This is a genomic window from Halopseudomonas aestusnigri, assembly GCF_002197985.1.
In the GTDB taxonomy this organism is placed as follows: Bacteria; Pseudomonadota; Gammaproteobacteria; order Pseudomonadales; family Pseudomonadaceae; genus Halopseudomonas; species Halopseudomonas aestusnigri.
In genome coordinates this window covers 59,910-81,204 of record NZ_NBYK01000015.1, presented here as the reverse complement: position 1 = coordinate 81,204, position 21,295 = coordinate 59,910, and the positions used below count along the sequence as shown (strand labels likewise).

General features: G+C 61.2%; 21 protein-coding genes and 1 pseudogene. 11 read left to right on the top strand and 11 right to left on the bottom strand.

Features of this window, described 5'->3' with window-relative positions; translation table 11 throughout:
• Window positions 1–7 precede the first annotated feature (7 nt).
• Window positions 8–1,207 (bottom strand): tyrosine--tRNA ligase, encoded by a 1,200-nt coding sequence (gene tyrS, locus B7O88_RS16050; protein WP_088277501.1) that lies wholly within the window; start codon window positions 1,205–1,207, stop codon window positions 8–10.
• A 242-nt stretch (window positions 1,208–1,449) separates the two neighbouring features.
• Here tyrS and B7O88_RS16045 point away from each other — a divergent pair, with 242 nt between their 5' ends.
• Window positions 1,450–2,874 (top strand): peptidoglycan DD-metalloendopeptidase family protein, encoded by a 1,425-nt coding sequence (locus tag B7O88_RS16045; RefSeq protein ID WP_088277499.1) that lies wholly within the window; start codon window positions 1,450–1,452, stop codon window positions 2,872–2,874.
• Window positions 2,874–3,974, top strand: coding sequence for an anhydro-N-acetylmuramic acid kinase (locus B7O88_RS16040; RefSeq protein ID WP_088277497.1), 1,101 nt, complete (start codon window positions 2,874–2,876; stop codon window positions 3,972–3,974). The genes B7O88_RS16045 and B7O88_RS16040 overlap by 1 nt, the downstream gene beginning before the upstream one ends.
• 1 nt (window position 3,975) lies before the next feature.
• Here the strand turns inward: B7O88_RS16040 and erpA are convergent, their stop codons facing one another.
• The 4 genes from erpA to argC all read right to left on the bottom strand — a co-directional run bounded on the left by erpA (window position 3,976) and on the right by argC (window position 6,620).
• Window positions 3,976–4,326 (bottom strand): iron-sulfur cluster insertion protein ErpA, encoded by a 351-nt coding sequence (gene erpA, locus B7O88_RS16035; protein ID WP_088277495.1) that lies wholly within the window; start codon window positions 4,324–4,326, stop codon window positions 3,976–3,978.
• A 67-nt stretch (window positions 4,327–4,393) separates the two neighbouring features.
• Window positions 4,394–4,816 carry a bactofilin family protein gene (locus B7O88_RS16030; protein WP_088277493.1) on the bottom strand — a complete coding sequence of 141 codons (423 nt, stop codon included), beginning with the start codon at window positions 4,814–4,816 and terminating at the stop codon, window positions 4,394–4,396.
• Window positions 4,816–5,538 carry a DUF6776 family protein gene (locus B7O88_RS16025; protein WP_088277491.1) on the bottom strand — a complete coding sequence of 241 codons (723 nt, stop codon included), beginning with the start codon at window positions 5,536–5,538 and terminating at the stop codon, window positions 4,816–4,818. Before B7O88_RS16025 ends, B7O88_RS16030 begins: the two co-directional genes overlap by 1 nt.
• 47 nt (window positions 5,539–5,585) lie before the next feature.
• Window positions 5,586–6,620, bottom strand: coding sequence for an N-acetyl-gamma-glutamyl-phosphate reductase (gene argC, locus B7O88_RS16020; RefSeq protein ID WP_088277489.1), 1,035 nt, complete (start codon window positions 6,618–6,620; stop codon window positions 5,586–5,588).
• Window positions 6,621–6,763: 143 nt separating this feature from the next.
• On the opposite strand from argC, the gene hemJ reads away from it, so the two are divergent.
• Window positions 6,764–7,186 carry a protoporphyrinogen oxidase HemJ gene (hemJ, locus tag B7O88_RS16015; protein ID WP_268807005.1) on the top strand — a complete coding sequence of 141 codons (423 nt, stop codon included), beginning with the start codon at window positions 6,764–6,766 and terminating at the stop codon, window positions 7,184–7,186.
• Here the strand turns inward: hemJ and B7O88_RS16010 are convergent.
• Window positions 7,183–8,664 (bottom strand): AAA family ATPase, encoded by a 1,482-nt coding sequence (locus B7O88_RS16010; protein ID WP_088277485.1) that lies wholly within the window; start codon window positions 8,662–8,664, stop codon window positions 7,183–7,185. The genes hemJ and B7O88_RS16010 overlap by 4 nt on opposite strands.
• Before the next feature lie 127 nt (window positions 8,665–8,791).
• Here B7O88_RS16010 and B7O88_RS16005 point away from each other — a divergent pair, with 127 nt between their 5' ends.
• Window positions 8,792–9,130, top strand: a complete 339-nt coding sequence (locus tag B7O88_RS16005; RefSeq protein WP_088277483.1) for a histidine triad nucleotide-binding protein — start codon at window positions 8,792–8,794, stop codon at window positions 9,128–9,130.
• 22 nt (window positions 9,131–9,152) lie between these two features.
• The gene (gene coq7 / locus B7O88_RS16000) at window positions 9,153–9,800 is read left to right on the top strand and encodes a 2-polyprenyl-3-methyl-6-methoxy-1,4-benzoquinone monooxygenase (protein ID WP_088277481.1); all 648 of its coding nucleotides are present in this window, start codon (window positions 9,153–9,155) and stop codon (window positions 9,798–9,800) included.
• Here the strand turns inward: coq7 and B7O88_RS15995 are convergent.
• A complete protein-coding gene (locus tag B7O88_RS15995; protein ID WP_088277479.1) occupies window positions 9,788–10,063 on the bottom strand; it encodes a DUF1145 domain-containing protein in 276 nt (91 codons plus the stop codon). The two genes, coq7 and B7O88_RS15995, sit on opposite strands and share 13 nt — an antisense overlap.
• Window positions 10,064–10,209: 146 nt before the next feature.
• Window positions 10,210–10,632, bottom strand: a complete 423-nt coding sequence (locus B7O88_RS15990; protein ID WP_083728081.1) for an OsmC family protein — start codon at window positions 10,630–10,632, stop codon at window positions 10,210–10,212.
• A 180-nt stretch (window positions 10,633–10,812) separates the two neighbouring features.
• On the opposite strand from B7O88_RS15990, the gene crp reads away from it, so the two are divergent.
• From crp to B7O88_RS15975, 3 genes are all read left to right on the top strand, one after another.
• On the top strand, window positions 10,813–11,457 hold the full coding sequence (crp, locus tag B7O88_RS15985) for a cAMP-activated global transcriptional regulator CRP (protein ID WP_088277477.1): 645 nt from the start codon (window positions 10,813–10,815) through the stop codon (window positions 11,455–11,457).
• Between the two features lie 124 nt (window positions 11,458–11,581).
• Window positions 11,582–12,934, top strand: a complete 1,353-nt coding sequence (locus B7O88_RS15980; protein WP_088277475.1) for an adenosylmethionine--8-amino-7-oxononanoate transaminase — start codon at window positions 11,582–11,584, stop codon at window positions 12,932–12,934.
• A 4-nt stretch (window positions 12,935–12,938) separates the two neighbouring features.
• On the top strand, window positions 12,939–13,661 hold the full coding sequence (locus B7O88_RS15975) for a 16S rRNA (uracil(1498)-N(3))-methyltransferase (RefSeq protein WP_088277473.1): 723 nt from the start codon (window positions 12,939–12,941) through the stop codon (window positions 13,659–13,661).
• A 138-nt stretch (window positions 13,662–13,799) separates the two neighbouring features.
• Here the strand turns inward: B7O88_RS15975 and B7O88_RS15970 are convergent.
• The 3 genes and pseudogenes from B7O88_RS15970 to B7O88_RS15960 form a co-directional block, all read right to left on the bottom strand.
• Window positions 13,800–15,245: pseudogene (locus B7O88_RS15970) on the bottom strand (methyl-accepting chemotaxis protein); the annotation flags it as partial.
• Between the two features lie 27 nt (window positions 15,246–15,272).
• Window positions 15,273–17,459 carry an EAL domain-containing protein gene (locus B7O88_RS15965; RefSeq protein WP_160003205.1) on the bottom strand — a complete coding sequence of 729 codons (2,187 nt, stop codon included), beginning with the start codon at window positions 17,457–17,459 and terminating at the stop codon, window positions 15,273–15,275.
• Between the two features lie 192 nt (window positions 17,460–17,651).
• The gene (locus B7O88_RS15960) at window positions 17,652–17,957 is read right to left on the bottom strand and encodes a hypothetical protein (protein WP_088277469.1); all 306 of its coding nucleotides are present in this window, start codon (window positions 17,955–17,957) and stop codon (window positions 17,652–17,654) included.
• Between the two features lie 201 nt (window positions 17,958–18,158).
• Here B7O88_RS15960 and B7O88_RS15955 point away from each other — a divergent pair, with 201 nt between their 5' ends.
• The 3 genes from B7O88_RS15955 (at window position 18,159) to dxs (ending at window position 21,257) form a co-directional block, all read left to right on the top strand.
• Window positions 18,159–18,398: an exodeoxyribonuclease VII small subunit gene (locus B7O88_RS15955; RefSeq protein ID WP_088277467.1), complete on the top strand. Its 240-nt coding sequence runs from the start codon at window positions 18,159–18,161 to the stop codon at window positions 18,396–18,398.
• Window positions 18,395–19,282 carry a polyprenyl synthetase family protein gene (locus tag B7O88_RS15950; RefSeq protein WP_088277465.1) on the top strand — a complete coding sequence of 296 codons (888 nt, stop codon included), beginning with the start codon at window positions 18,395–18,397 and terminating at the stop codon, window positions 19,280–19,282. Before B7O88_RS15955 ends, B7O88_RS15950 begins: the two co-directional genes overlap by 4 nt.
• Window positions 19,283–19,376: 94 nt before the next feature.
• The gene (gene dxs / locus B7O88_RS15945) at window positions 19,377–21,257 is read left to right on the top strand and encodes a 1-deoxy-D-xylulose-5-phosphate synthase (RefSeq protein WP_088277463.1); all 1,881 of its coding nucleotides are present in this window, start codon (window positions 19,377–19,379) and stop codon (window positions 21,255–21,257) included.
• Window positions 21,258–21,295: the final 38 nt, after the last annotated feature.

Here is a 21,295-nt window from a genome sequence, read left to right as displayed (position 1 = left end):
TCTCCCGTCAAGCCTTTTTCAGAAGAATTTTGGCAAACCGCTTTTTACCGGCCTGACACACGTACTCTTCACCCAGCGCAAGCACACAGGAGTGGTCGACCACTTCACCGTTAACCTTCACCGAACCGGCAGAAAGCAAATCACGCGCAGCAGCAGCATTCTTCGCCATACCGGCCCGATTGATAACTGCGGAAATCGGCAGATCAGCCTCCGCCTCAATAACCACTTCTGGAATATCCGCCGGCAGCTCGCCATCTTTCAGACGATTGCCTGCTGAGCGGTGAGCATTGGCCGCGGCCTCTTCTCCATGAAATCGAGCAACCAACTCTTCGGCAAGCTTGATCTTGATGTCGCGCGGATTGGCACCAGCAGCGACGTCCGATTTGAACTGATCAATCTCCTCCATACTGCGGAAGCTGAGCAGCTCAAAGTAGCGCCACATAATACTGTCCGGCATTGAAACCAGCTTGTTGTACATCTCACCAGGCGCGTCGCTGATGCCTATATAGTTATTCAGCGACTTGGACATCTTCTTCACGCCATCCAAGCCCTCCAGAATCGGCATGGTGAGAATGACCTGAGGCTCCTGCCCATACTGCCGTTGCAGCTCACGCCCCATCAGCAGATTAAACTTCTGGTCAGTACCACCCAGCTCGACATCCGCCTCCATTGCAACAGAGTCGTAGCCCTGCACCAATGGATACAGGAACTCATGGATTGCGATCGACTGACCACCCTTGTAACGCTTGTCGAAGTCATCGCGCTCCAGCATCCGAGCGACGGTGTACTTGCCCGCCAACTGAATCATGTCAGCGGAGGTCATCTTGTCCATCCAGGTCGAATTGAACATGACCACCGTCTTGGAAGGATCCAGAATCTTGAAAACCTGCTCTTTATAGGTCTCGGCGTTGGCAGCCACCTGCTCGCGAGTCAGCGGTTGACGCGTGACGTTCTTGCCGGTCGGATCGCCGATCATGCCGGTGAAGTCACCAATGAGAAACAAAACCTGATGACCGAGATCCTGAAACTGTCGCAGCTTGTTGATAAGCACGGTGTGACCGAGGTGAAGGTCAGGTGCGGTCGGATCAAAACCCGCCTTGATTCGCAGTGGCTTACCGCGCTCCAGCTTGGCGCGCAACTCGCCCTCAACCAGAATTTCATCGGCGCCGCGCTTGATCAGCGCCAACTGCTCGTCAACCGGCTTCATAGCTGCAGTTTTCCTGTGAGTGTCAGTGGGTGGTGTTTTCAGGGGGACAAACCATACAACATTGCCTATCAATTACAAGCAGCGCAGGCGCACCTTGCGGACAGCAGGCTTTACGAAACGGACATAATTTGGCGGTATAAATCTGACAGGCGGGAAAGGCAAAAGCTTGCCACAGCAGCTTTTCAATTATAATTTAGCAAGTTAGTCCACTTTATCTAGAATACTTCTACACAAGAGCGCTTATGGGATCTCAAGATAAAAAGTCACCGCGATACCCCAAAAGCCACCTCGTGGCAGCCAGCGGTATCGCAGCAGCGCTGAGCATCATCCTGCTCGTAGTCCCTACCGCCGACGTCGAAGCCAAGAAGACATTAGTCCAGCTCGAGTTGCCGGCCCCCGAATCCAACGCCGACCAGTCGCTTTCCCAGTCTCCTGAACAACTGGACGCACTGGTCAGCGAAGCAGTCACAATCCCCAAACCGATGGATATCGCACGGCAGGCAACCGCCACAGCGAACGACGAGCCCCTTGTTGCGGTTGACACTGCAGCTGCAGAGGTCGGCCCTACCTGGCAACAAATTACCGTTGCCAACGGCGACACCCTATCCACCTTGTTTGATCAGGCAAACCTGGGTGTCAGCACCCTGCATGCTGTCATCAACAGCAGTCAGGACGCGCGCCGCTTCACTCGCCTGAATGTGGGCCAGGTGCTGGAATATCAGACCGACGCGGAAGGTCAGTTGACCGCGATGCGCTCCAAACTGAACGACCTGGAAACCATCCGCATTGATCGAACGGCAGACGGCTACCAGTTCAGCAAGCAGGTTATCGAGCCTGAAATCCGCGAACGCTACGTTCAAGCCACCATCGACAGCTCTCTGTTTCTCGCCGCTCAGCACGCCGGGCTCAATCACAACCTGACAATGCAGATGGCCAACATCTTCGGCTATGACGTCGACTTCGCGCGCGACATCCGCCAAGGCGATCGCTTTGAAGTGCTGTTTGAGGAAAAGCACGTCGATGACAAAACCGTAGGGGCGGGAAACATTCTGGCCGCCCGCTTTACCAACCGGGGCAAGACCTACACCGCGGTGCGCTACACGGATCGCAATGGCTATGCGAGCTACTACCGGGCTGACGGCACCAGCATGCGCAAGGCCTTCATCCGGACCCCGGTCGACTTCGCCCGGATCAGCTCACGCTTCAATCCCGGTCGCCTGCACCCGGTGCTCAATCGCATTCGCGCCCACAAAGGCGTCGATTATGCTGCTGCCACCGGCACACCCATCAAGGCGACAGGCGACGGCCGGGTTGTTTCCGCCGGCCGCAAGGGCGGTTACGGCAATGCCGTCGTTATCCAGCACGGGCGCAAGTACCAGACGCTGTATGGACACATGAGCCGCTTCGCACGGGGTGTTACTGCGGGCACGCACGTCACCCAGGGGCAGATCATCGGCTACGTAGGCATGACTGGCCTGGCCACCGGGCCGCACCTTCACTACGAATTCCGTGTTGACGGCCGTCACGTTGACCCGCTTAGCGTGCAGCTTCCGGCCTCCGACCCAATCCCCAGCAGTGAGCGCACCGCCTTCCTCGCCACCAGCCAGCAGCTGATGGCGTCGATGGACCAGACACGCGCTACCCAGCTCGCCGCGCTGGATCAGTAATGTCCCCCTTGTATGTCGGTATCATGTCAGGCACCAGCCTGGATGGTATCGACATCACCCTCTGCCGATTCAACGATGAACGCCGGGCCGAGTGCCTGGACGCCCTTTGCGTGCCGATGCCTGCCGATCTGCGCCAGCAATTGCTGGATCTGTGCAGCCCGGGAGGCGACGAACTCTATTTGTCCGGCGTCGCGGGTAACGCATGGGCAAGACTGGCAGCCCAGGGCGTACAGCAATTACTGACTCAAAGCCAGACAGCCCCCGAGCAGGTGCGCGCTATCGGCAGCCACGGCCAGACAGTCCGTCATCATCCGGAACAGGGTTTCAGCTTGCAGATCGGCTCACCGTCGTTGCTCGCAGAGCTAACCGGTATCGACGTCATAGCCGACTTTCGCAGTCGCGACCTCGCCGCCGGTGGCCAGGGGGCGCCGCTGGTACCGGCATTTCACCACTGGCTGCTGAGCTGTCCAACACAAACCCGCACCCTGGTGAATATCGGCGGGTTTGCCAACCTGACCGTCCTCCGGCCGGGGCAGCCTGTTGCAGGCTTTGACTCCGGCCCGGGAAATGCCCTGATGGACAACTGGACTCAGCGCCATACGGGTCTGCCTTACGACGCCAACGGCGACTGGGCGCGGCAGGGCCACCCCCATCAGGCTTTGCTGAATCGCATGCTCGCAGACCCCTACTTCGCGCGCAGCGGCCCGAAAAGCACGGGGCGCGAGTATTTCCACGAGGGCTGGCTGGCAGCACACCTCCAGCACAGCCCCGACATACCGGCCGCAGACGTGCAGGCTACCCTTGCCATGCTCACGGCCACGACCATTGCTCAAAGTGTCGAACACGCCGCGCGCGACAGCAGCGAGCTGTTTGTGTGTGGCGGTGGAGCGCGCAATCGCCACCTGATGGCACTGCTGCAGCATTTGCTGCCGGCACAGGCGGTTCAGTCTACAGCGGAGCTGGGAGTCAGCCCGGACTGGATGGAAGCGATCGCATTCGCCTGGCTGGCGTGGCGTTTTGATCAGCGCCTCAGCGGCAATCTGCCAAGCGTGACAGGAGCAGGCGGTGAGCGCATTCTGGGTGCGCTGTACCCCGCCTGAATCAGATCGAGAAGGAAGAGCCGCAGCCGCAGGTCGTGCTGGCGTTAGGGTTGTTGATCACGAAGCGCGAACCCTCAAGGCCTTCCTGGTAATCCACCTCGGACCCGACCAGATACTGGAAGCTCATCGGATCAACGACAAGACGCACACCGTCGCGCTCGACAACGGTATCGTCCTCGGCCAACTCGTCATCAAAGGTAAAGCCGTACTGAAACCCGGAACAACCGCCGCCTGTCACGAAGACGCGCAGACTCAACCTGTCGTTCCCCTCCTCCTCAATCAGCGAACGCACCTTACTGACCGCGTTATCACTGAAAATAAGCGGTGAAGGGACAAAGACTTCAGCAGACATACAACCTCCAGCGACCTTGGCCGCAGCACAACAGGGCGGCCATTATCCTTTTTCCCGAGGTTTTTGGTCAACTATTCTCCGATTCGAGCTGCAGGACCGCGTCCAGCTGGGCTGACTGGGCACTGTCATCGAGATAATTAAGCTGACCGCTGATCTGCGCCCCCATAACCATCTCCATATAGCGGTAATAAAGATCACCGCTAATCCGCGCCTTGGCATCCAGCTCAAGGTGCTCGAGTGCATGCACATCGCCAACGACCTGGCCATTGATGACCACATGAGGCGCCTTTATGACACCTTCGACGTAGCCGTGCTCACTGATGCGCACCAGCCCCTCTTCAGCCTCGATACTGCCGATAACCCGACCATCAATCTGCAAGGCGCCATCAAATCGCATATCACCACGTATCTGGGCCTGCTGGGCAATGATGGTCGTCTTGCCACTAAACTGGCCGATATCAGCCTTTTTGCGCTTTTCGGATCCCCACATCAGTGCTCTGCTCCTGTAACCGTCCAATCGAAAACCTGCTCAACCAGGGTGTCTCCGTTACGGGTTGCGACGAGCTTGACCTGCTGGGGATCAAAGCCGTCCGGAAGGATAAGCAGGGCCTGCTCACTGCGAGCGGGCACGACCTGAAAGTAGCGGAAATTCAGCGCCAGTTGATCATCTCCCAATGACGGGGACAGGTCTGCCAGAGACAACTCCTCGGTCTTGCCATTGAGCAGCCCTTTGACACTGACTGCCAGACTGGCCTCCAGCGTATCGCTCTCGTCCCCCACCCTGCTGACCATGACTTTATAGCGGAAAGCCTCCGGAGAGTCTGTGGCCTGCAACTCAAAAGCCTGGATTCGCAGCCCCGGCGCCATCGCACTTGGCGCCAGCACGCCCTGGTACTGGGCCAGACTTTGCTGCTGTTTGAACAGCTGGGCCTCAAGCTCGTGAATAATCTGCTGCCCCTCAGCAACAGCGTCGCGCGCCACCAGCAAATCGACTTCCAGCTGGTGATAACGTTGACGGGCCTCCTCCAGTTCGCTGGTGAGTTGCGCCTGACTCTCAACCAGGGCAAGGCGCTCCAGCTCGAGCGGCTGCTGGTGCCGCATCGCGGCTTCCCAGCCTTGCCAGGCACTGACCGGAATTGAGATCAGCAACAAGATGACCACTGCGCGCCGCCAGCGCCGCTGCATCCGGCTTTCGCGCGGCTGCAGCGTCACATGATGCTCCCGGAAGGAGTGAGAGCCGGGGCGCCGTGAACCGAACATCAGGGCAGCAGCGCGGGCTGCTGCAGGCCGGCGCGCTCGTCCAGACCAAACAGGATGTTCATGTTCTGCACGGCCTGACCGGAAGCGCCCTTGGTCAGGTTATCAATCACGGACAACACAACGACCAGATCCCCGCCCTGCGGACGGTGCACCGCGATGCGGCAAACGTTGGCACCACGCACGCTGCGCGTCTCCGGGTGACTGCCTGCAGGCATGACGTCAACAAAGGGCTCGTCGGCATAACGCTGCTCGAACAACGCCTGCAGATCCACGCTGGCATCTGCGACTCGTGCATACAGGGTGGCATGAATGCCGCGAATCATTGGCGTCAGGTGCGGCACAAAGGTCAAACCGACAGGCCCGCCGGCAGCCTGTTGCAGCCCCTGGCGAATTTCCGGCAGGTGACGATGACCCGCAACCGCGTAGGCCTTCATGCTCTCGCCCGCTTCGCACAACAGGGATCCGACACTCGCCCCACGTCCTGCGCCGCTGACACCCGACTTGCAGTCTGCGATCAACGTTGCCGGATCGGCCAGCCCCGTCTCCAGCAGGGGAATCAGACCAAGCTGCGTCGCGGTCGGATAACAACCGGGCACGGCGATCAGCCGCGCACCGCGGATCGCCTCACGATTGACCTCGGGCAGGCCGTAGACTGCTTCAGGCAATAGATCAGGGGCACCGTGCGGCTGGTGATACCACTGCGCCCACTCGTCGGCGTCGCGCAGGCGGAAGTCTGCCGACAGGTCGATCACCTTGACGCCGGTAGCCAGCAGCTCGCCGGCCAGCGCGTGCGCGACGCCGTGCGGAGTAGCAAAGAACACTACATCGCAGGCGCCCAGTGTGGCGACATCCGGCACGGAAAAGCGCAGGTAGTCATAGTGACCGCGCAAATTGGGGTACATGTCTGCAACACAGAGGCCTTCCTCGGATCGGGACGTGATGACCTCGACATGCGCTTCGGGGTGCTGGGCCAGCAGCCTCAGCAACTCAACACCGGTGTAGCCGGTTCCGCCTACAATGCCTACTTTGATCATCATTCCGTCCTGAATTGCATGTGAATTGTTGATACTCTGCGGCAAGCCTGCGCTCAGAGGCCGCAAAGCGGTCCCCTATGATAAAAGCGCTGGCAGAAATTACCAGCGCCGCCCCGCGCAGCAGCCAGTCACAGGAGACTCGTGTGTACCTCTGGATAAAAGCCTTTCACATCATGGCCGTGATTACCTGGTTCGCCGGCCTCTTTTACTTGCCTCGGCTGTTCGTCTACCACGCCCAGGCCGAAGACGAGATCAGCCGCGAGCGCTTCAAGATCATGGAGCGCAAGCTGCTGCGCGGGATCATGAACCCCTCAATGATCGTCACCCTGCTGCTCGGCGGCTGGATGCTCTATCTCAACCCCGGCTGGCTCAGCCAAGGCTGGATGCATGCCAAACTGGCGCTGGTCGCGCTGCTGGTGATCTACCATCACATGTGCGGACGCATTCGCACCCGCTTTGCGAACAACGCCAATACCCGCTCGCATGTCTACTACCGCTGGTTCAACGAAGCACCGGTACTGGCACTGGTAGGCATCGTCATTCTGGTGGTAGTCAAACCCTTCTAATCCGCCTTCACCGCTCGGCCTTGCGCCCAGGCACGCAGGGCCTGCAGCTTCTCGGCCATCACGACAGACAGCGGTGAGGTGCGGGCAATCGCGGCAAGGATATCGCGCCCGCCGAGCGGCTCGCCGCTGGCTGCGCAGGCATAGACCGCCGAGACCACCGCCTGTTCAATCTCCGCACCGGAGAATCCGTCACTGGCCTGGGCCAACTGCTGCAGGTCGAACTGCCGCGGATCAAACTCGCGCTTTGCCAGATGAATGCCGAAGATCTCCGCCCGCACCGACTCATCCGGCAAGTCGACAAAGAACAGCTCATCCACGCGCCCCTTGCGGATCAACTCGGGGGGCAATTGCGCGACATCATTGGCTGTCGCGACCAGAAATACCCGAGACTGGCGCTCGGCCATCCAGGTCAGCAGGCTGCCCAGCATCCGACGCGAAACGCCGCTGTCGCTCTGATCCGCCGCAACACCCTTCTCGATTTCGTCGATCCAGAGCACACAGGGCTCCAACGCGTCGGCCAGCTGAAGGGCATCACGCAGGTTCTTTTCGGTCTCGCCAATGTACTTGTTGTAGAGCCCCGCCATGTCAAGACGCAGCAGCGGCAGCCCCCACAGCCCGGCAATCGCCTTGGCCGCGAGGCTCTTGCCCGCGCCCTGCACCCCTACCAGCAACACACCGCGGGGCATATCCTGAACCGGCCCCGCCTTGCTGAAGGCTGCATGACGGTCGGCCAGCCAGGCCTTGAGCTTCTGCAAACCACCCACTTCACCAAAACGCGCGGTTTCCTGCTCGTAACTCAACACGCCATCCATGCCCAGCAACTCGAACTTGGCCTTGTTCAGGTTCGGCAGGTCACTCTGGTCGATCGCACCATCGTCGATGATCAGGTTACGGGCCAGCCGCCGCGCCTCCTCATGGGTGGTGCCGCGCAGGTTGCGTACCACCTGCTGCAACGTGCGATTGTCGGTACGCACCCGCTGCCCCCGATTGGCCTCGCTCCAGCGCATGGCCTCCTCGCGCACAATGGCGGTCAGCTCCTCCTCCGATGGCATGCTCAACTGCAGACGCGCAGCTAGACGCCTCAGCTCCGGTGGCAGATTGACTGCATGGCTGACAAGGATCAGCGTCGGGCCGGTCGCCCCCCGGTTCATTGCCAGCGTCTTCAGCTGACGCACGATGCGTGGCGAGTCCATGAATGGATGCAGGTCGCAGAAGACATAAAGTGCATTTTCGCCGGCCTCCCTCACCACATCCAGGGCAACCCCGGCATCGCGAGTGTCGCGTTCGGGATCAGGTTCTGCCCCGAAGCCAAGCCGACTCAAACCGTCCAGATGATTCCAGGTGTACCAGGTCTGCGCGCGTTGAACAGCCAGCGAGCCGATGGTCTCGAGTACCCGCGGCTCCTGCCAGGACTCGATGACGATCAGGCGAACGCGCGAGTCCAGCACCAACCCCAGGTCATGAATATCGTTTTTCAATCAACGCCTCCTCTGCTGCGCCGCAGTCCTGCCACGCACTTCCCGATAGTGCCAATCCGTTTGCCTGCGTTACACTGCCACCAACGCGGTCACCGGCCGCGACCCTCAGCCAACCAAGGAGCGCAGCGTGGATTGTCTGTTCTGCAAGATCATCGACGGCAAGATTCCGTCCAAGAAGATATACGAAGATGATCAGGTCTTCGCCTTTCACGATATCAACCCGCAAGCCCCAGTGCACTTTCTGGTGATCCCGAAGAAGCATATCGCCACACTGGACGACGTCACCGAAGAGGATCGCGCCGTCGTTGGCCATATGCTCTACACCGCGCAGAAACTGGCAAAAGAGCTGGGTTGCGAGGCGGGTTACCGCACTGTGTTCAACTGCAACGAACAGGGCGGCCAGACCGTTTACCACATTCACCTGCATGTCCTTGGCAAGCGCCAGATGACCTGGCCTCCGGGCTAGGCGTTGCAGGGCAGGAGACGCCATCATGAGCACGCGACACTACAGTTTTCTCGACCGCCTGCTGAATCAGGCAGACCAGTCACTGCGTACGCTGATTCCTGGCGCAGCACAGGCCCAGCGTCCGTCGCCGGCGCAGCATCTGGCTAACGTGCCAATGGACGATCACGAGCGCCAGCATATCGCCGGTCTGATGCGCATCAACCACACCGGAGAGGTATGCGCGCAGGCGCTGTATCAGGGCCAGGCGCTGACCGCCAAGCTACCCGAAGTCCGCTCGAAGATGGAGCACGCCGCGGCGGAGGAGATAGACCACCTGGCCTGGTGCGAACAACGCCTGAAGGAGCTGGGCAGCCGCACCAGCATCTTCAATCCGCTGTTTTACGGGATGTCATTCGGGATTGGTGCAACCGCCGGGCTGATCAGTGACCGCATCAGCCTGGGCTTTGTTGCCGCCACCGAACAGCTGGTCGAGCGTCACCTTGACGATCACCTGACCCAGCTGCCGGAGGAAGACATCAAGTCGCGCGCCATCCTGGAGCAGATGCGCGAAGACGAGATCGAACATGGCCAGCAGGCGCTGGAAGCCGGCGGAGCGGTATTCCCGGAGCCGATCAAGCAAGCCATGGTGCTGCTCTCCAAGGTCATGACCAAGGCGACTTACAAGGCCTGATTGATCGACCGGACGGTATCGGGGTGACGCAAATGCAGCACCCCGAACAGCATGACCTGCAACAACTGCCGGCCCAAAGAGCCAACTTTCCTCAGCTTGCCGAACATCAACAGGCACTCCAGCACGTGCACACCCAGCACGATCAACGCGATCATCTGCAGGCGCTGTGGATTGGGTACCGGAACCAGATTGAACAGACTGAGGATAACGGTCAGCCAGAAGACCAGCATCAGCAGCTTTCCTGCCAACATGAATGTACGCATGACTACTCCCTGATTGTTGTTATTGGGGAGCCCGATGGTAACTCACAGACGCTTGCATGAAAGGGCCGGGCTAGCCAACGGAGTGACCGCAGGCGCCACGAACCGGAAGTGCGGGCGCGCAGAATGCTGCGCCCGCTGCAGAACAATCAGTCGATTTCGACGATCTCGTAATCATGGGTCACTTCCACACCGGCGCGGCCCATCAGGATCGACGCCGAACAGTACTTCTCGGCAGACAGCTCAACCGCGCGTTTGACGTGCGCTTCCTTCAGGTTCTTGCCGGTCACAACGAAGTGCAGATGAATCTTGGTAAATACCTTGGGCTCGACATCAGCGCGTTCGGCCGCCAGTTCGGTGTGCACATCCCGAATATCCTGACGGGCCTTTTTGAGAATGCTGACCACATCGAAGCTGGCGCAACCGCCCAGCCCTACCAGCACGGTCTCCATCGGGCGGATACCCATATTGCGCCCACCCGCCTCCGGCGGACCGTCCATTACCACCGTGTGGCCGCTGCCGGATTCACCCAGAAACATGACCCCGTCAACCCACTTGATCGTTGCTTTCATCACAGACTCCCGCAGGAAAATCGCTCACAGGGCCGGGAGAATACCACAGCAACCTGCGGCATATGTCCGCACTGGTCATACGGATAAAAACTGGACATAATCCGTTTCAGTCTCACGCTGAGGCTGACACGGATGCCACGCATCTTCGGTACGCGCGACTACGGCCAGGACACGCTTTTAATGGTTTCAATCAACCTGACTACTAAAATAAAAAATCTGGATGCTTTTCTCGCCCACTGCCATCGCAGACGGTTCGCCGCCCGCAGCACGCTGATTCATGCGGGCGACCAGTCGGACAGTCTGTTCTATATCGTCAAAGGGTCGGTCACGATCCTGATCGAAGACGAACATGGCCGTGAAATGATTATTGCCTACCTGAACCAGGGTGATTTCTTCGGTGAAATGGGCCTGTTCGACCTGTCACCGGCCCAGCATGACCGCAGTGCCTGGGTTCGCGCCAAGACCGAATGTGAAGTAGCGGAAATCAGCTACAGCAAGTTCCGCGAACTGACCCAGCGCGACCCCGAGCTGCTCTACGCCGTCGGGCGCCAGATGGCCGAGCGCCTGCGCAAAACCACGCGCAAGGTTGGTGACCTGGCGTTTCTCGACGTCACCGGACGGGTCGCCGGCACCCTGCTTGAGCTGTGCAAACAGCCCGATGCCATGACTCATCCCGACGGCATGCAGATCAAGATTACCCGCCAGGAAATCGGCCGTATCGTCGGCTGCTCCCGGGAAATGGTCGGACGCGTTCTCAAAAGCCTTGAAGAGCAAGGGCTGATCGACGTCAAAGGCAAGACGATGGTGGTGTTCGGCACCCGCTGAGCACCGCCGGAAGCCAACCTCAAACATCCTGCGACGGGCCGGGCAGTCTGCTCCCGGCCGCTCCTGCACCTCGCCCCTTGCTCATGTACAATCGCTCACCAGGCTATTCCAACAAGAGGTGAACATGGGCTTGAACAACGAGTGGATGCAACGCGACATTTCGGTGCTCTGGCATCCCTGCACCCAGATGAAAGACCACGAGCACATGCCGGTCATCCCGATTCAACGGGGCGAAGGCATCTGGCTGCATGACTTCGAAGGCAACCGCTACATGGATGCCGTCAGTTCCTGGTGGGTCAACATCTTTGGCCACGCCAACCCTTATATCAACCAGCGCGTAAAGGATCAGCTCGACTCGCTTGAGCACGTAATTCTCGCCGGGTTCAGCCACACCCCGGTGATCGAACTGTCCGAGCGGCTGGTAAAAATGACGCCAGATCCGCTGACCCGCTGTTTCTATGCCGACAACGGCTCCTCCTGCATCGAAGTGGCGCTGAAAATGAGCTTTCACTACTGGCTCAACATCGGCAAACCGCAGAAGAAGCGCTTCGTCACCCTCACCAACAGCTACCATGGCGAAACCCTGGCGGCGCTGGCGGTCGGTGATGTTGCGCTGTACAAGGAAACCTATCAGCCGCTGCTGATGGACGTGATTACCGTGCCCTCACCCGACTGCTACTACCGCGCCGAAGGCGTCAGTTGGGAGGAACACAGCCGGCAGATGTTCACGCACATGGAACAGACCCTGGCCGAGCAGCACGAGGAGATTGCCGCGGTTATCGTCGAGCCGCTGATCCAGTGCGCCGGCGGCATGCGCATGTATCACCCGGTCTACCTCAAGCTGCTGCGCGAGGCCTGCGACCGCTACGGCGTGCACCTGATCCACGACGAAATCGCAGTCGGCTTCGGCCGCACCGGCAGCCTGTTCGCCTGCGAACAGGCCGATATCGCCCCGGACGTTCTCTGCCTGTCCAAGGCGCTGACCGGCGGCTATCTGCCAATGGCCGTGTGCATGACCAACGACACCATCTATCAGGCGTTCTACGACGACTACGAGAGCATGCGCGCCTTCCTGCACTCGCACAGTTATACCGGCAACCCGCTTGCCTGCGCCGCGGCGCTGGCGACGCTGGACCTGCTGGAACAGGGCAACGTGATCGAGACCAACAAGGCGCTGTCGGCGCACATGGCCAAGGCCACCGCCCACTTCGTCGACCATCCGCATGTGGCCGAAGTCCGCCAGACCGGCATGGTGCTGGCCATAGAGATGGTCAAGGACAAGGCAACCCGCGAAGCCTACCCCTGGCAAGAGCGCCGCGGCATCCGCGTCTATCAGCATGCGCTGAAGAACCAGGCGATGCTTCGCCCGCTCGGCAGCGTGGTGTACTTCATGCCGCCCTATGTGATCACGCCGGACCAGATCGACCACCTTGCCAGCGTCGCCTGGGAAGGTATCCAGCTGGCCACCCGGGACTGATCCCATGCGCGTATCCCGCTTTTATCTGGATCGCCCGCTGGCCGCAGGCGAGGTCATTCTCGACGGCGACGTTGCCCACTACATCGGTCGGGTGCTGCGCCTGGCGCCCGGTGCACCTGTACAGATATTCAACGGCACAGGTCTGGAGTGTCCCGGCGAAGTCAGCGCAGTGAGCAAGCGCGACGTGACCATAACCCTGCAGCAACCGGTGGCCGGTACACCCGAGTCGCCACTGCACACCCACCTCGGGCAAGCGTTGTCCCGCGGCGAGCGCATGGACTGGGCCATTCAGAAAGCGGTCGAGTTGGGCGTCAGCGAAATCACCCCGCTGTTTACCGAGCGCTGCGAGGTCAAGCTGCAGGGTGAACGCGCCGACAAGCGCCAAGCTCATTGGCAGCAGATCGCTGTCAGCGCCTGCGAGCAGTGCGGCCGCAGCGTTGTGCCGGTAATCCATCCGCCGATGGCGCTGCAGGACTGGCTGTCAGGGCTGCAGGCCGAGGTCAAACTGGTCCTGCACCACCGCACCGAGCAGGATCTGAGCAGCCTGCCGGCACCCCGCTCAGCCGCCCTGCTGATCGGCCCGGAGGGCGGTCTCAGCGCTGGCGAGATCGCGCAGGCTGAGCAGGCGGGGTTCCACGCTGCCCGTTTCGGCCCGCGCGTGCTGCGCACCGAGACCGCGCCAGTGGTTGCGCTGACCATGCTTCAGCACCTCTGGGGAGATGTCTGAGCGGGCGCGGTGCGCCTGCCAGAACTCGCCGGCCAGCCCTTCCAGTCGCTGCACCAGCGTCATCAGCTCGGCGGCATGCTCATCGTTTTCAGCCATTGCCTCCAGGTTGGTCACGCTGCCTAGTCGGATACGCTGCAAACTGCGGCTGATTTCGTCACTGACACTGCTTTGCTGCTCCACCGCTGCGGCAATCTGAGCGCTGGCCTGACTGATACCACTGACCAGCCCGTCAATGCCATCCAGCGCCTCGGTCGCTTCACTGACACCCGCGGCGCACAGATCAACCTGCTGCAGACTCGCCTGCATCGCGCTGACCGCGGCCTGGCTACCCTGCTGCAAGCCCTCAATCGACTGCCGAATGGTGGCGGTCGATTGCTGGGTACGCGCCGCCAGCGCACGCACCTCATCGGCGACCACGGCAAACCCGCGACCCTGCTCACCGGCCCGCGCCGCCTCGATTGCCGCGTTCAGCGCCAGCAGGTTGGTTTGCTCGGCAATACCGTTGATGACCTCCAGCACGGCAGATATCTGTTCGCTCTGGCTGGCCAGCGCCTTCAGCCGATCGCCGGACTCGGTAATCGAGGCGGTCAGCATGGCCATTCGTTCACTGGTGGAGCTGGCTACCCGATGACCATCACTGGCACTGCGCTCTACCCCTCTGGCATCCTCGGCCGCCTGCTGGGCGTTACGTGCCACCTCCTGAACACTGACCGCCATCTGTTCGACCGCGGCGGCAACCTGCTCAGTCTCCGCCTGCAACTCGCTGCTGGCCTGACTGCTGCGTTTCACCGCGCCGACCATATCCCGGCTTTGCTGGGCCAGTCGCTGCGCCGCATCGCTCATGCGCCCAACCAGCGCAGAGGCCTCGGCCTCCTGCATGTCAAAGGCAAAGGCAATCTGACCCAGCTCGTCCCGGCGCCCGGTATAAAGCAGCTGGCCCAGGGGGTTGTCAGCGACCGCCCTTGCCCGGCGTGTCAGCGCACGCAGCGGCCCCAACTGGTACCAGAGGCCGGTCAACAACAGCGCATAGCCGCCGGACAGGGTCAGCGCCAGTTCCGGCAGAGACGCGCCAGACGAGGCCAGGATGACACCCGCCGCACAGAGCATTGCGGCACTGCCCAACGCCAATCGGGCAAACAGTGAAAGCGCCGGACGCCGCAACGCACGCGGCACCTTGCCCTGCAACAAAGCGGCATAACAGCGCTCGGCAGCGGCTACTCGCTCATCCGACGCACGCGTGCGAACCGATTGATACTCAACCACCCGGCCGTTCTCACGCACCGGTGTCACATAGGCACTGACCCAGTAGTAATCACCATTTTTACAGCGATTTTTCACCAGCCCCATCCAGCTTTTACCTGCCTTCAGGCAGTCCCACAGCTGTTTGAATGCCTCGGGCGGCATATGCGGATGACGGATGATGTTGTGGTTTCGCCCCACGAGCTCGGCTTGCGAATAGCCGCTAATGCGCTCGAATGTTGCGTTGGCGTAGGTGACGGCACCCTTGAGGTCTGTCGTTGTCAGCAGGTTATCGCCATCCTGCAAACAGACCTCGCTGTCGGTGATCGGTAAATTTACCTTCATATACCCCTCGCGGCGCAGTGGTGAACATCAGGGAAAAAGCAGACCTCTCAGGTCATCGGCACACATGGGAAAGCCCAGCTTGAAACCCTGCCCCAGGGTGCACCCTTCCTGCAGCATCAGATCAACCTGGCTGAGGTGCTCAATGCCCTCGGCAACCACCGCCAATCCAAGACTGCGGCTGAGCGCGATGATCGCCCTGCAGATAGTGAATTGCCGGGTGTTTTCGTGGGTCTCGTGCAGAAAGCTGCGGTCCAGCTTGATGATGTGAAGCGGAAAACGATTGAGGTAGCCAAGCGAGCAGTAGCCGGTCCCGAAGTCATCCAGGGCAATACGCACGCCCATATCGGCAAGCTCGCGCAGGCTGGCCAGCACCCGTGGATCGTGATCGATCAGCAGGCTTTCGGTAATTTCCAGTACCAGACTGTCGGCCGCATAACCCGTGACCTGGAGGATCTCACGCAGGCGCTGGACGAAGTCCGCTTCCTGCAGCTGCCGACCCGACAGGTTGACCGAGCAATGCAATGGCCCGGCTCCTTCTTGCTGCCAGCGTTGAGCCTGTCTGCACGCCTGCTCCAGCACCCAGTAGCCGACCGCGACAATCTCCCCCGACTCCTCGAGCACCGGAATAAAGGCGGCAGGTGAAACCGATTCACCGTCATGGGACCAGCGCAACAACACTTCGACCGCCACCGGCGGCTGGTTTGGGGCGTTCAGATCGAAAATCGGCTGGTAATGAAGAGTAAACTCGTCACGCTGCAGCGCCTGCAGCACGTTGCTTTCCAGCTTGAGGCGCTGACGTGCCCGCTGCTGCATCGACTGATCGAATCGCTCGAAGCGCGCCTTGCCCGACTCCTTGGCACTGTAAAGCGCCAGGTCGGCGGCCTGCAGGGCATCCTCCAGCCCCTGCCCGGGCAGCAGCGGCGCAACACCAATACTGGCGCTGACCACCAGGCAACGCTCGCCGAAACACAGCGGTTCGCGCAACGCGGCGAGTGCCCGGGTTGCGACCGTTTCTGCATCCTCGGCGCAGGCCAGATCATCCAGCAACATGACAAACTCGTCGCCGCCAAAACGGGCCAGTTGGTCCCCGGGCCGCAGGCAGCTGCGCAGCCGCTCGGCCACCAGCAGCAGAACCCGATCACCAGCGGCATGCCCCAGGCTGTCATTGATCAGTTTGAAACGATCCAGATCGATAAACAGCAAGGCCGCATGGCGCGCGCCGGGCCGGCTCAGTTGTGAGGCCGTGCGCTGCAACTGGATATTGAGTTGGTGGCGATTGATCAGTCCGGTCAACGGGTCATGCCGGGCAGCATGCTCCAGTTCGCGCTGAAAGCGCTGGCGCTCGCTGATATCGGTCTGCGAACCGGCCAGCCGCCGGCGCCCGGACAAGTCGACCTCAACCACGCCTCGGGTCAGCACCCACAGGTAGCTGCCGTCACTGCGACGCAGGCGGTATTCATGTCGAATCCACGGCGAGCCGCCCTGCAAATGCTGCTGGATAGCAGCCTGCAAGTCGGCCTGATCGTCCGGGTGAACGCGCTCGAACCAGTGCATGGAGCGCTGTCCGACCTGGGCCTGGGTCAAGCCAAGCATGCTGGCCCAGCGCTCGGAGACATAGAGCTGATCCTGCTGCAGATCCCAGTCCCAGATGCCATCGTTGGCGCCGCGCAAGGCATGGGCATACCGGGCTTCGCTGGCTTCCAGGGCACGATGCTCGGCATCAATGTAGGCGTCAGCGGCCAGGCTCATATCAAAAAAGACAATCTTCAGCAGGCTATCGAAATCAGCCAGCCTTGACCGCTGCTCGACACTGAGATCGTCGAACCAGCTACCGAGCATGCGACTCAGGTACATCCGATACGCACCCAGATACCACTTCAGTTCAACGCCGACCTGTTCGTGTATGTGCCCGATGCGCACACGCTCTTCCAGATAGCGCTGGTCAATCTCGCCACAGAACAGGCGACTGTAATAGCCCCGCTGACTATGCTTGAGGCGATCGACCAGCCCCTCGCCACACAGGATCTCCTGCGTTTCAGGATACTGTTTCAACCGCTCGTACAGCGCTTCAACAAATTCGTGGCTGGCCTGCTCACCGAAACTGGCGATACGGCGTAAACGCTCCCCATCCGCGTTGCTCCAGTCGAGAAAATGCAAACGCTGTTGCAGGCCGCTGGCATCAAGCCCCAGTTTGTCGAAGACCGGTTTAAGCACGGTTATCACGTCCATGGCGGTAAGAAGGCAGCGCTCCATAGGGCTGCCGACTGTTGTTATTCGGTTTTGCGCGGGCAACAAAAAAGGCGCTGTACTCCCGATCTGTAAAATCTCGGGAGTACAGCGCCTTGTCTTTCAGGCCCTTGCGTCCTGACCGGCAAAGCCGTCTCGTTGGTCAGGAAACACGCTACCCTAGAGATCATCCTCTGACAAGCTTTGCAATAGCCCTTCCAGGCGATGACGCAACCCCGCCAGCTGCCGCGAACGGAAGGCATGGCGCGTCTGCTCCAGGGTGTCGATGGCATCCTCCAGGGCAAAACGCACGCGGCTGCGCTCGTTAAGCTGCTCGGGAGCGAGCCAGCGGCACAATGGCGCGTCCCGGCAATCCTGTGGCCGACAGATCAGCTCACAGTCAAGCCCGGCCTGCTTAAGCGCCTTGATAATCGGGTCACGCTGCGCCGTAGATGCAGCAACAACCACCTTCGATTCGTCGGTCATGGCAGATCAGATAAATGATGAGTTTGATGTCAAATTGTAATCAAGCACCGCGCCAAAGACACCACAAGAGTCAAAAAATCGCCACCTTTGCTGATCTGAATCAATGCCGTCACGCTTCCGCCATTACACACACGCCGATTGACCGCCCCCGCCCCCTTGGGTAATGTTCAGCCGTTTGAACCATCCCGGATGAGGTAACGCATGGCCCGGAAGAAAACCGCCGCAGACTTCGAGCAGTCACTGGGCTCGCTGCAGGCACTGGTCGAGCGGCTGGAAAGCGCTGACCTCAGTCTGGAAGAGTCATTGAGTGCCTTCGAGCAAGGCGTCGCCCTGACCCGCGAATGCCAGCAGGCGCTCGCCCAGGCGGAACAGAAGGTCCAGCAACTGATCGAAAGCAATGGAGAGCTGAAGACAGAACCCTTTGACGGCGCCAGCGAATGAGCCCATTCGGTCAGTATCTTGAGCAGTGTCAGCAACGCATCAACGCCTTCCTGAGCAATCAGCTGCATACCCCGCAACCCCGTCTTGATCGACTCTACAGTGCCATGCGCTACAGCGTGGTCATCGGTGGCAAGCGCATGCGCCCGCTACTGGCCTATGCCAGCTGCGAGGCTGCCGGTGGCGAGCTGGCCCGGGCAGATCACGCGGCAGCAGCGGTGGAGCTGATCCATGCCTACTCGCTGATTCACGACGACCTGCCGGCCATGGACAACGATGACCTGCGCCGCGGCCAGCCTACCTGCCACCGCGCCTTCGACGAGGCGACCGCGATCCTCGCCGGTGACGGCTTGCAGGCGCTGGCCTTCGAACTGCTCGCCAGCGCGCCGGACTGCCGCCCGGATACCCGTCTGCAGATGGTCAGCCTGCTGGGCCACGCCGCCGGGCCGCAGGGCATGGTCGGCGGACAGGCGATTGATCTTGGTGCGGTCGGCGAGAAGCTCGACCAGACCACCCTGGAAACCATGCACCGGCACAAGACCGGCGCCCTGATTCGTGCCAGCGTGCAATTGGGCGCACTGGCCAGCGAGCGGCTCAATGCCGAACAGCTGGCTGCCCTCGGCAGCTACGCCGACAGCGTCGGCCTCGCTTTCCAGGTGCAGGACGACATTCTCGACATCGAAAGCGATACCAGCGTGCTCGGCAAACAGCAAGGCGCCGACCTGGCCCGCGACAAGCCGACCTACCCGGCACTGCTCGGGCTGGACGGTGCCCACCGCCTGGCTGCCGAGCTGCGCGACCAGGCGCTCACCGCAGTCGCAGGCTTCGGCCCCGCAGCAGAGCGCTTGCGCCAGCTGGCTGACTACACCGTTCAGCGTCGCTTCTGAGATAGCCCTGCGTGCAGTTGGGCTATCGGCCTGCATCGGTTAAACTGCGCCCTTGTTTTCCCGCCACCGACGTTGGCACCCAGAGCCTTGTTTGATGCCCAGCACTTTCCACGAAATCCCGCTCCATCGCCCCAGCACGCCGCTGCTGGACCGTATCGACGACACCGAGTCGCTGCGTGCGCTTGACGAAAGCCAGCTGCCCGAGCTGGCCGATGAGCTGCGGGCCTTTCTGCTCTGGAGTGTCGGCCAGACCGGCGGGCATTTCGGCGCGGGGCTGGGCGTCATCGAACTGACCATCGCCCTGCACTACGTCTATCACACGCCGGACGACCGCCTGCTGTGGGACGTTGGCCATCAGGCCTACCCGCACAAGATTCTCACCGGCCGCCGCGACCAGATGGCCAGCCTGCGCCAGAAGAACGGCCTGGCCGCCTTCCCGCGTCGCAGCGAAAGCCCCTACGACACCTTTGGCGTCGGCCATTCCAGCACCTCGATCAGCGCCGGCCTGGGCATGGCCATCGCTGCCGGGCTGCAGGGCCTGGATCGCCGCACCGTTGCCGTGATCGGCGACGGCGCGCTGACCGCCGGCATGGCCTTTGAAGCGCTCAACCACGCCTCGGAAGTAGAAGCCAACATGCTGGTCGTGCTGAACGACAACGACATGTCGATCTCGCGCAATGTCGGCGGACTGTCCAACTACCTGGCCAAGATCCTGTCCAGTCGCACCTACTCGCACATGCGCGAGGGCAGCAAGAAGGTCCTGTCCAAGATTCCGCCGGCCTGGGAGCTGGCACGCAAGACCGAAGAACACGCCAAGGGCATGCTGGTGCCGGGCACCCTGTTCGAGGAGCTGGGCTGGAACTACATCGGCCCGATCGACGGGCACGACCTGCCTACGCTGGTACGCACCCTGAAGAACATGCGCGAGCTCAAGGGCCCGCAGTTCCTCCACGTGATCACCCAGAAGGGCAAGGGGTTTTCCCCCGCCGAGGCCGACCCGATCGGCTACCACGCCATCACCAAGCTGGAGCCCAAGGCCCCGAGCAACGGCGTCAGCAAACCGAAATTCTCGAACATCTTTGGCCAGTGGCTGTGCGACATGGCCGAGCAGGACGAGCGCCTGATCGGCATTACTCCGGCAATGAAGGAAGGCTCGGACCTGATTGCCTTCTCCGAGCGCTTCCCCAAGCGCTACTTCGACGTCGCCATCGCCGAGCAGCATGCCGTCACCCTCGCTGCGGGCATGGCCTGTGAAGGCGCCAAGCCGGTGGTTGCCATCTACTCGACCTTCCTGCAGCGCGGCTACGATCAGCTGATCCACGACGTTGCGGTGCAGAATCTGGACGTGCTGTTTGCCATCGACCGCGCCGGCCTGGTTGGCGAGGACGGCCCGACCCACGCCGGCAGCTTCGACCTGTCGTACCTGCGCTGCCTGCCGAACATGCTGATCATGGCGCCGGCCGACGAGAACGAAACCCGTCAGATGCTGACCACCGGCTACCTGCATGAAGGCCCGGCGGCTGTGCGCTATCCGCGTGGTACCGGCCCGGGCGTGCCCATCGATCCGGTGCTGGAGCCGCTGCCGATCGGCAAGGGCGTGCTTACCCGCCGGGGCGAAAAGGTTGCCATCCTCTGCTTCGGAACCCTGCACCAGCAGGCCAGCAAGGCTGCCGAGGCACTGAATGCGAGCGTTGCCAACATGCGCTTCGTCAAGCCGCTGGACACCCAGTTGATCGCGGAGCTGAGCGCCAGCCATGAGCTGCTGGTGACCGTCGAGGAAAACGCCGTCATGGGCGGCGCCGGCAGCGCGGTCAACGAGTGGCTGCTGGCCCAGGGTATCAAGCTGCCGGTGCTCAACCTCGGCCTGCCCGATATCTACGTCGAGCACGCCAAGCCCGCTGAAATGCTGGCTGAGTGCGGTCTGGACGCTGCCGGTATCGAAGCGGCCATTCGCGCCCGCCTCGACCGTTTGTAAGAGCCTGCCTCTGGCAGGCTTGACCCACCCCGCCGAAA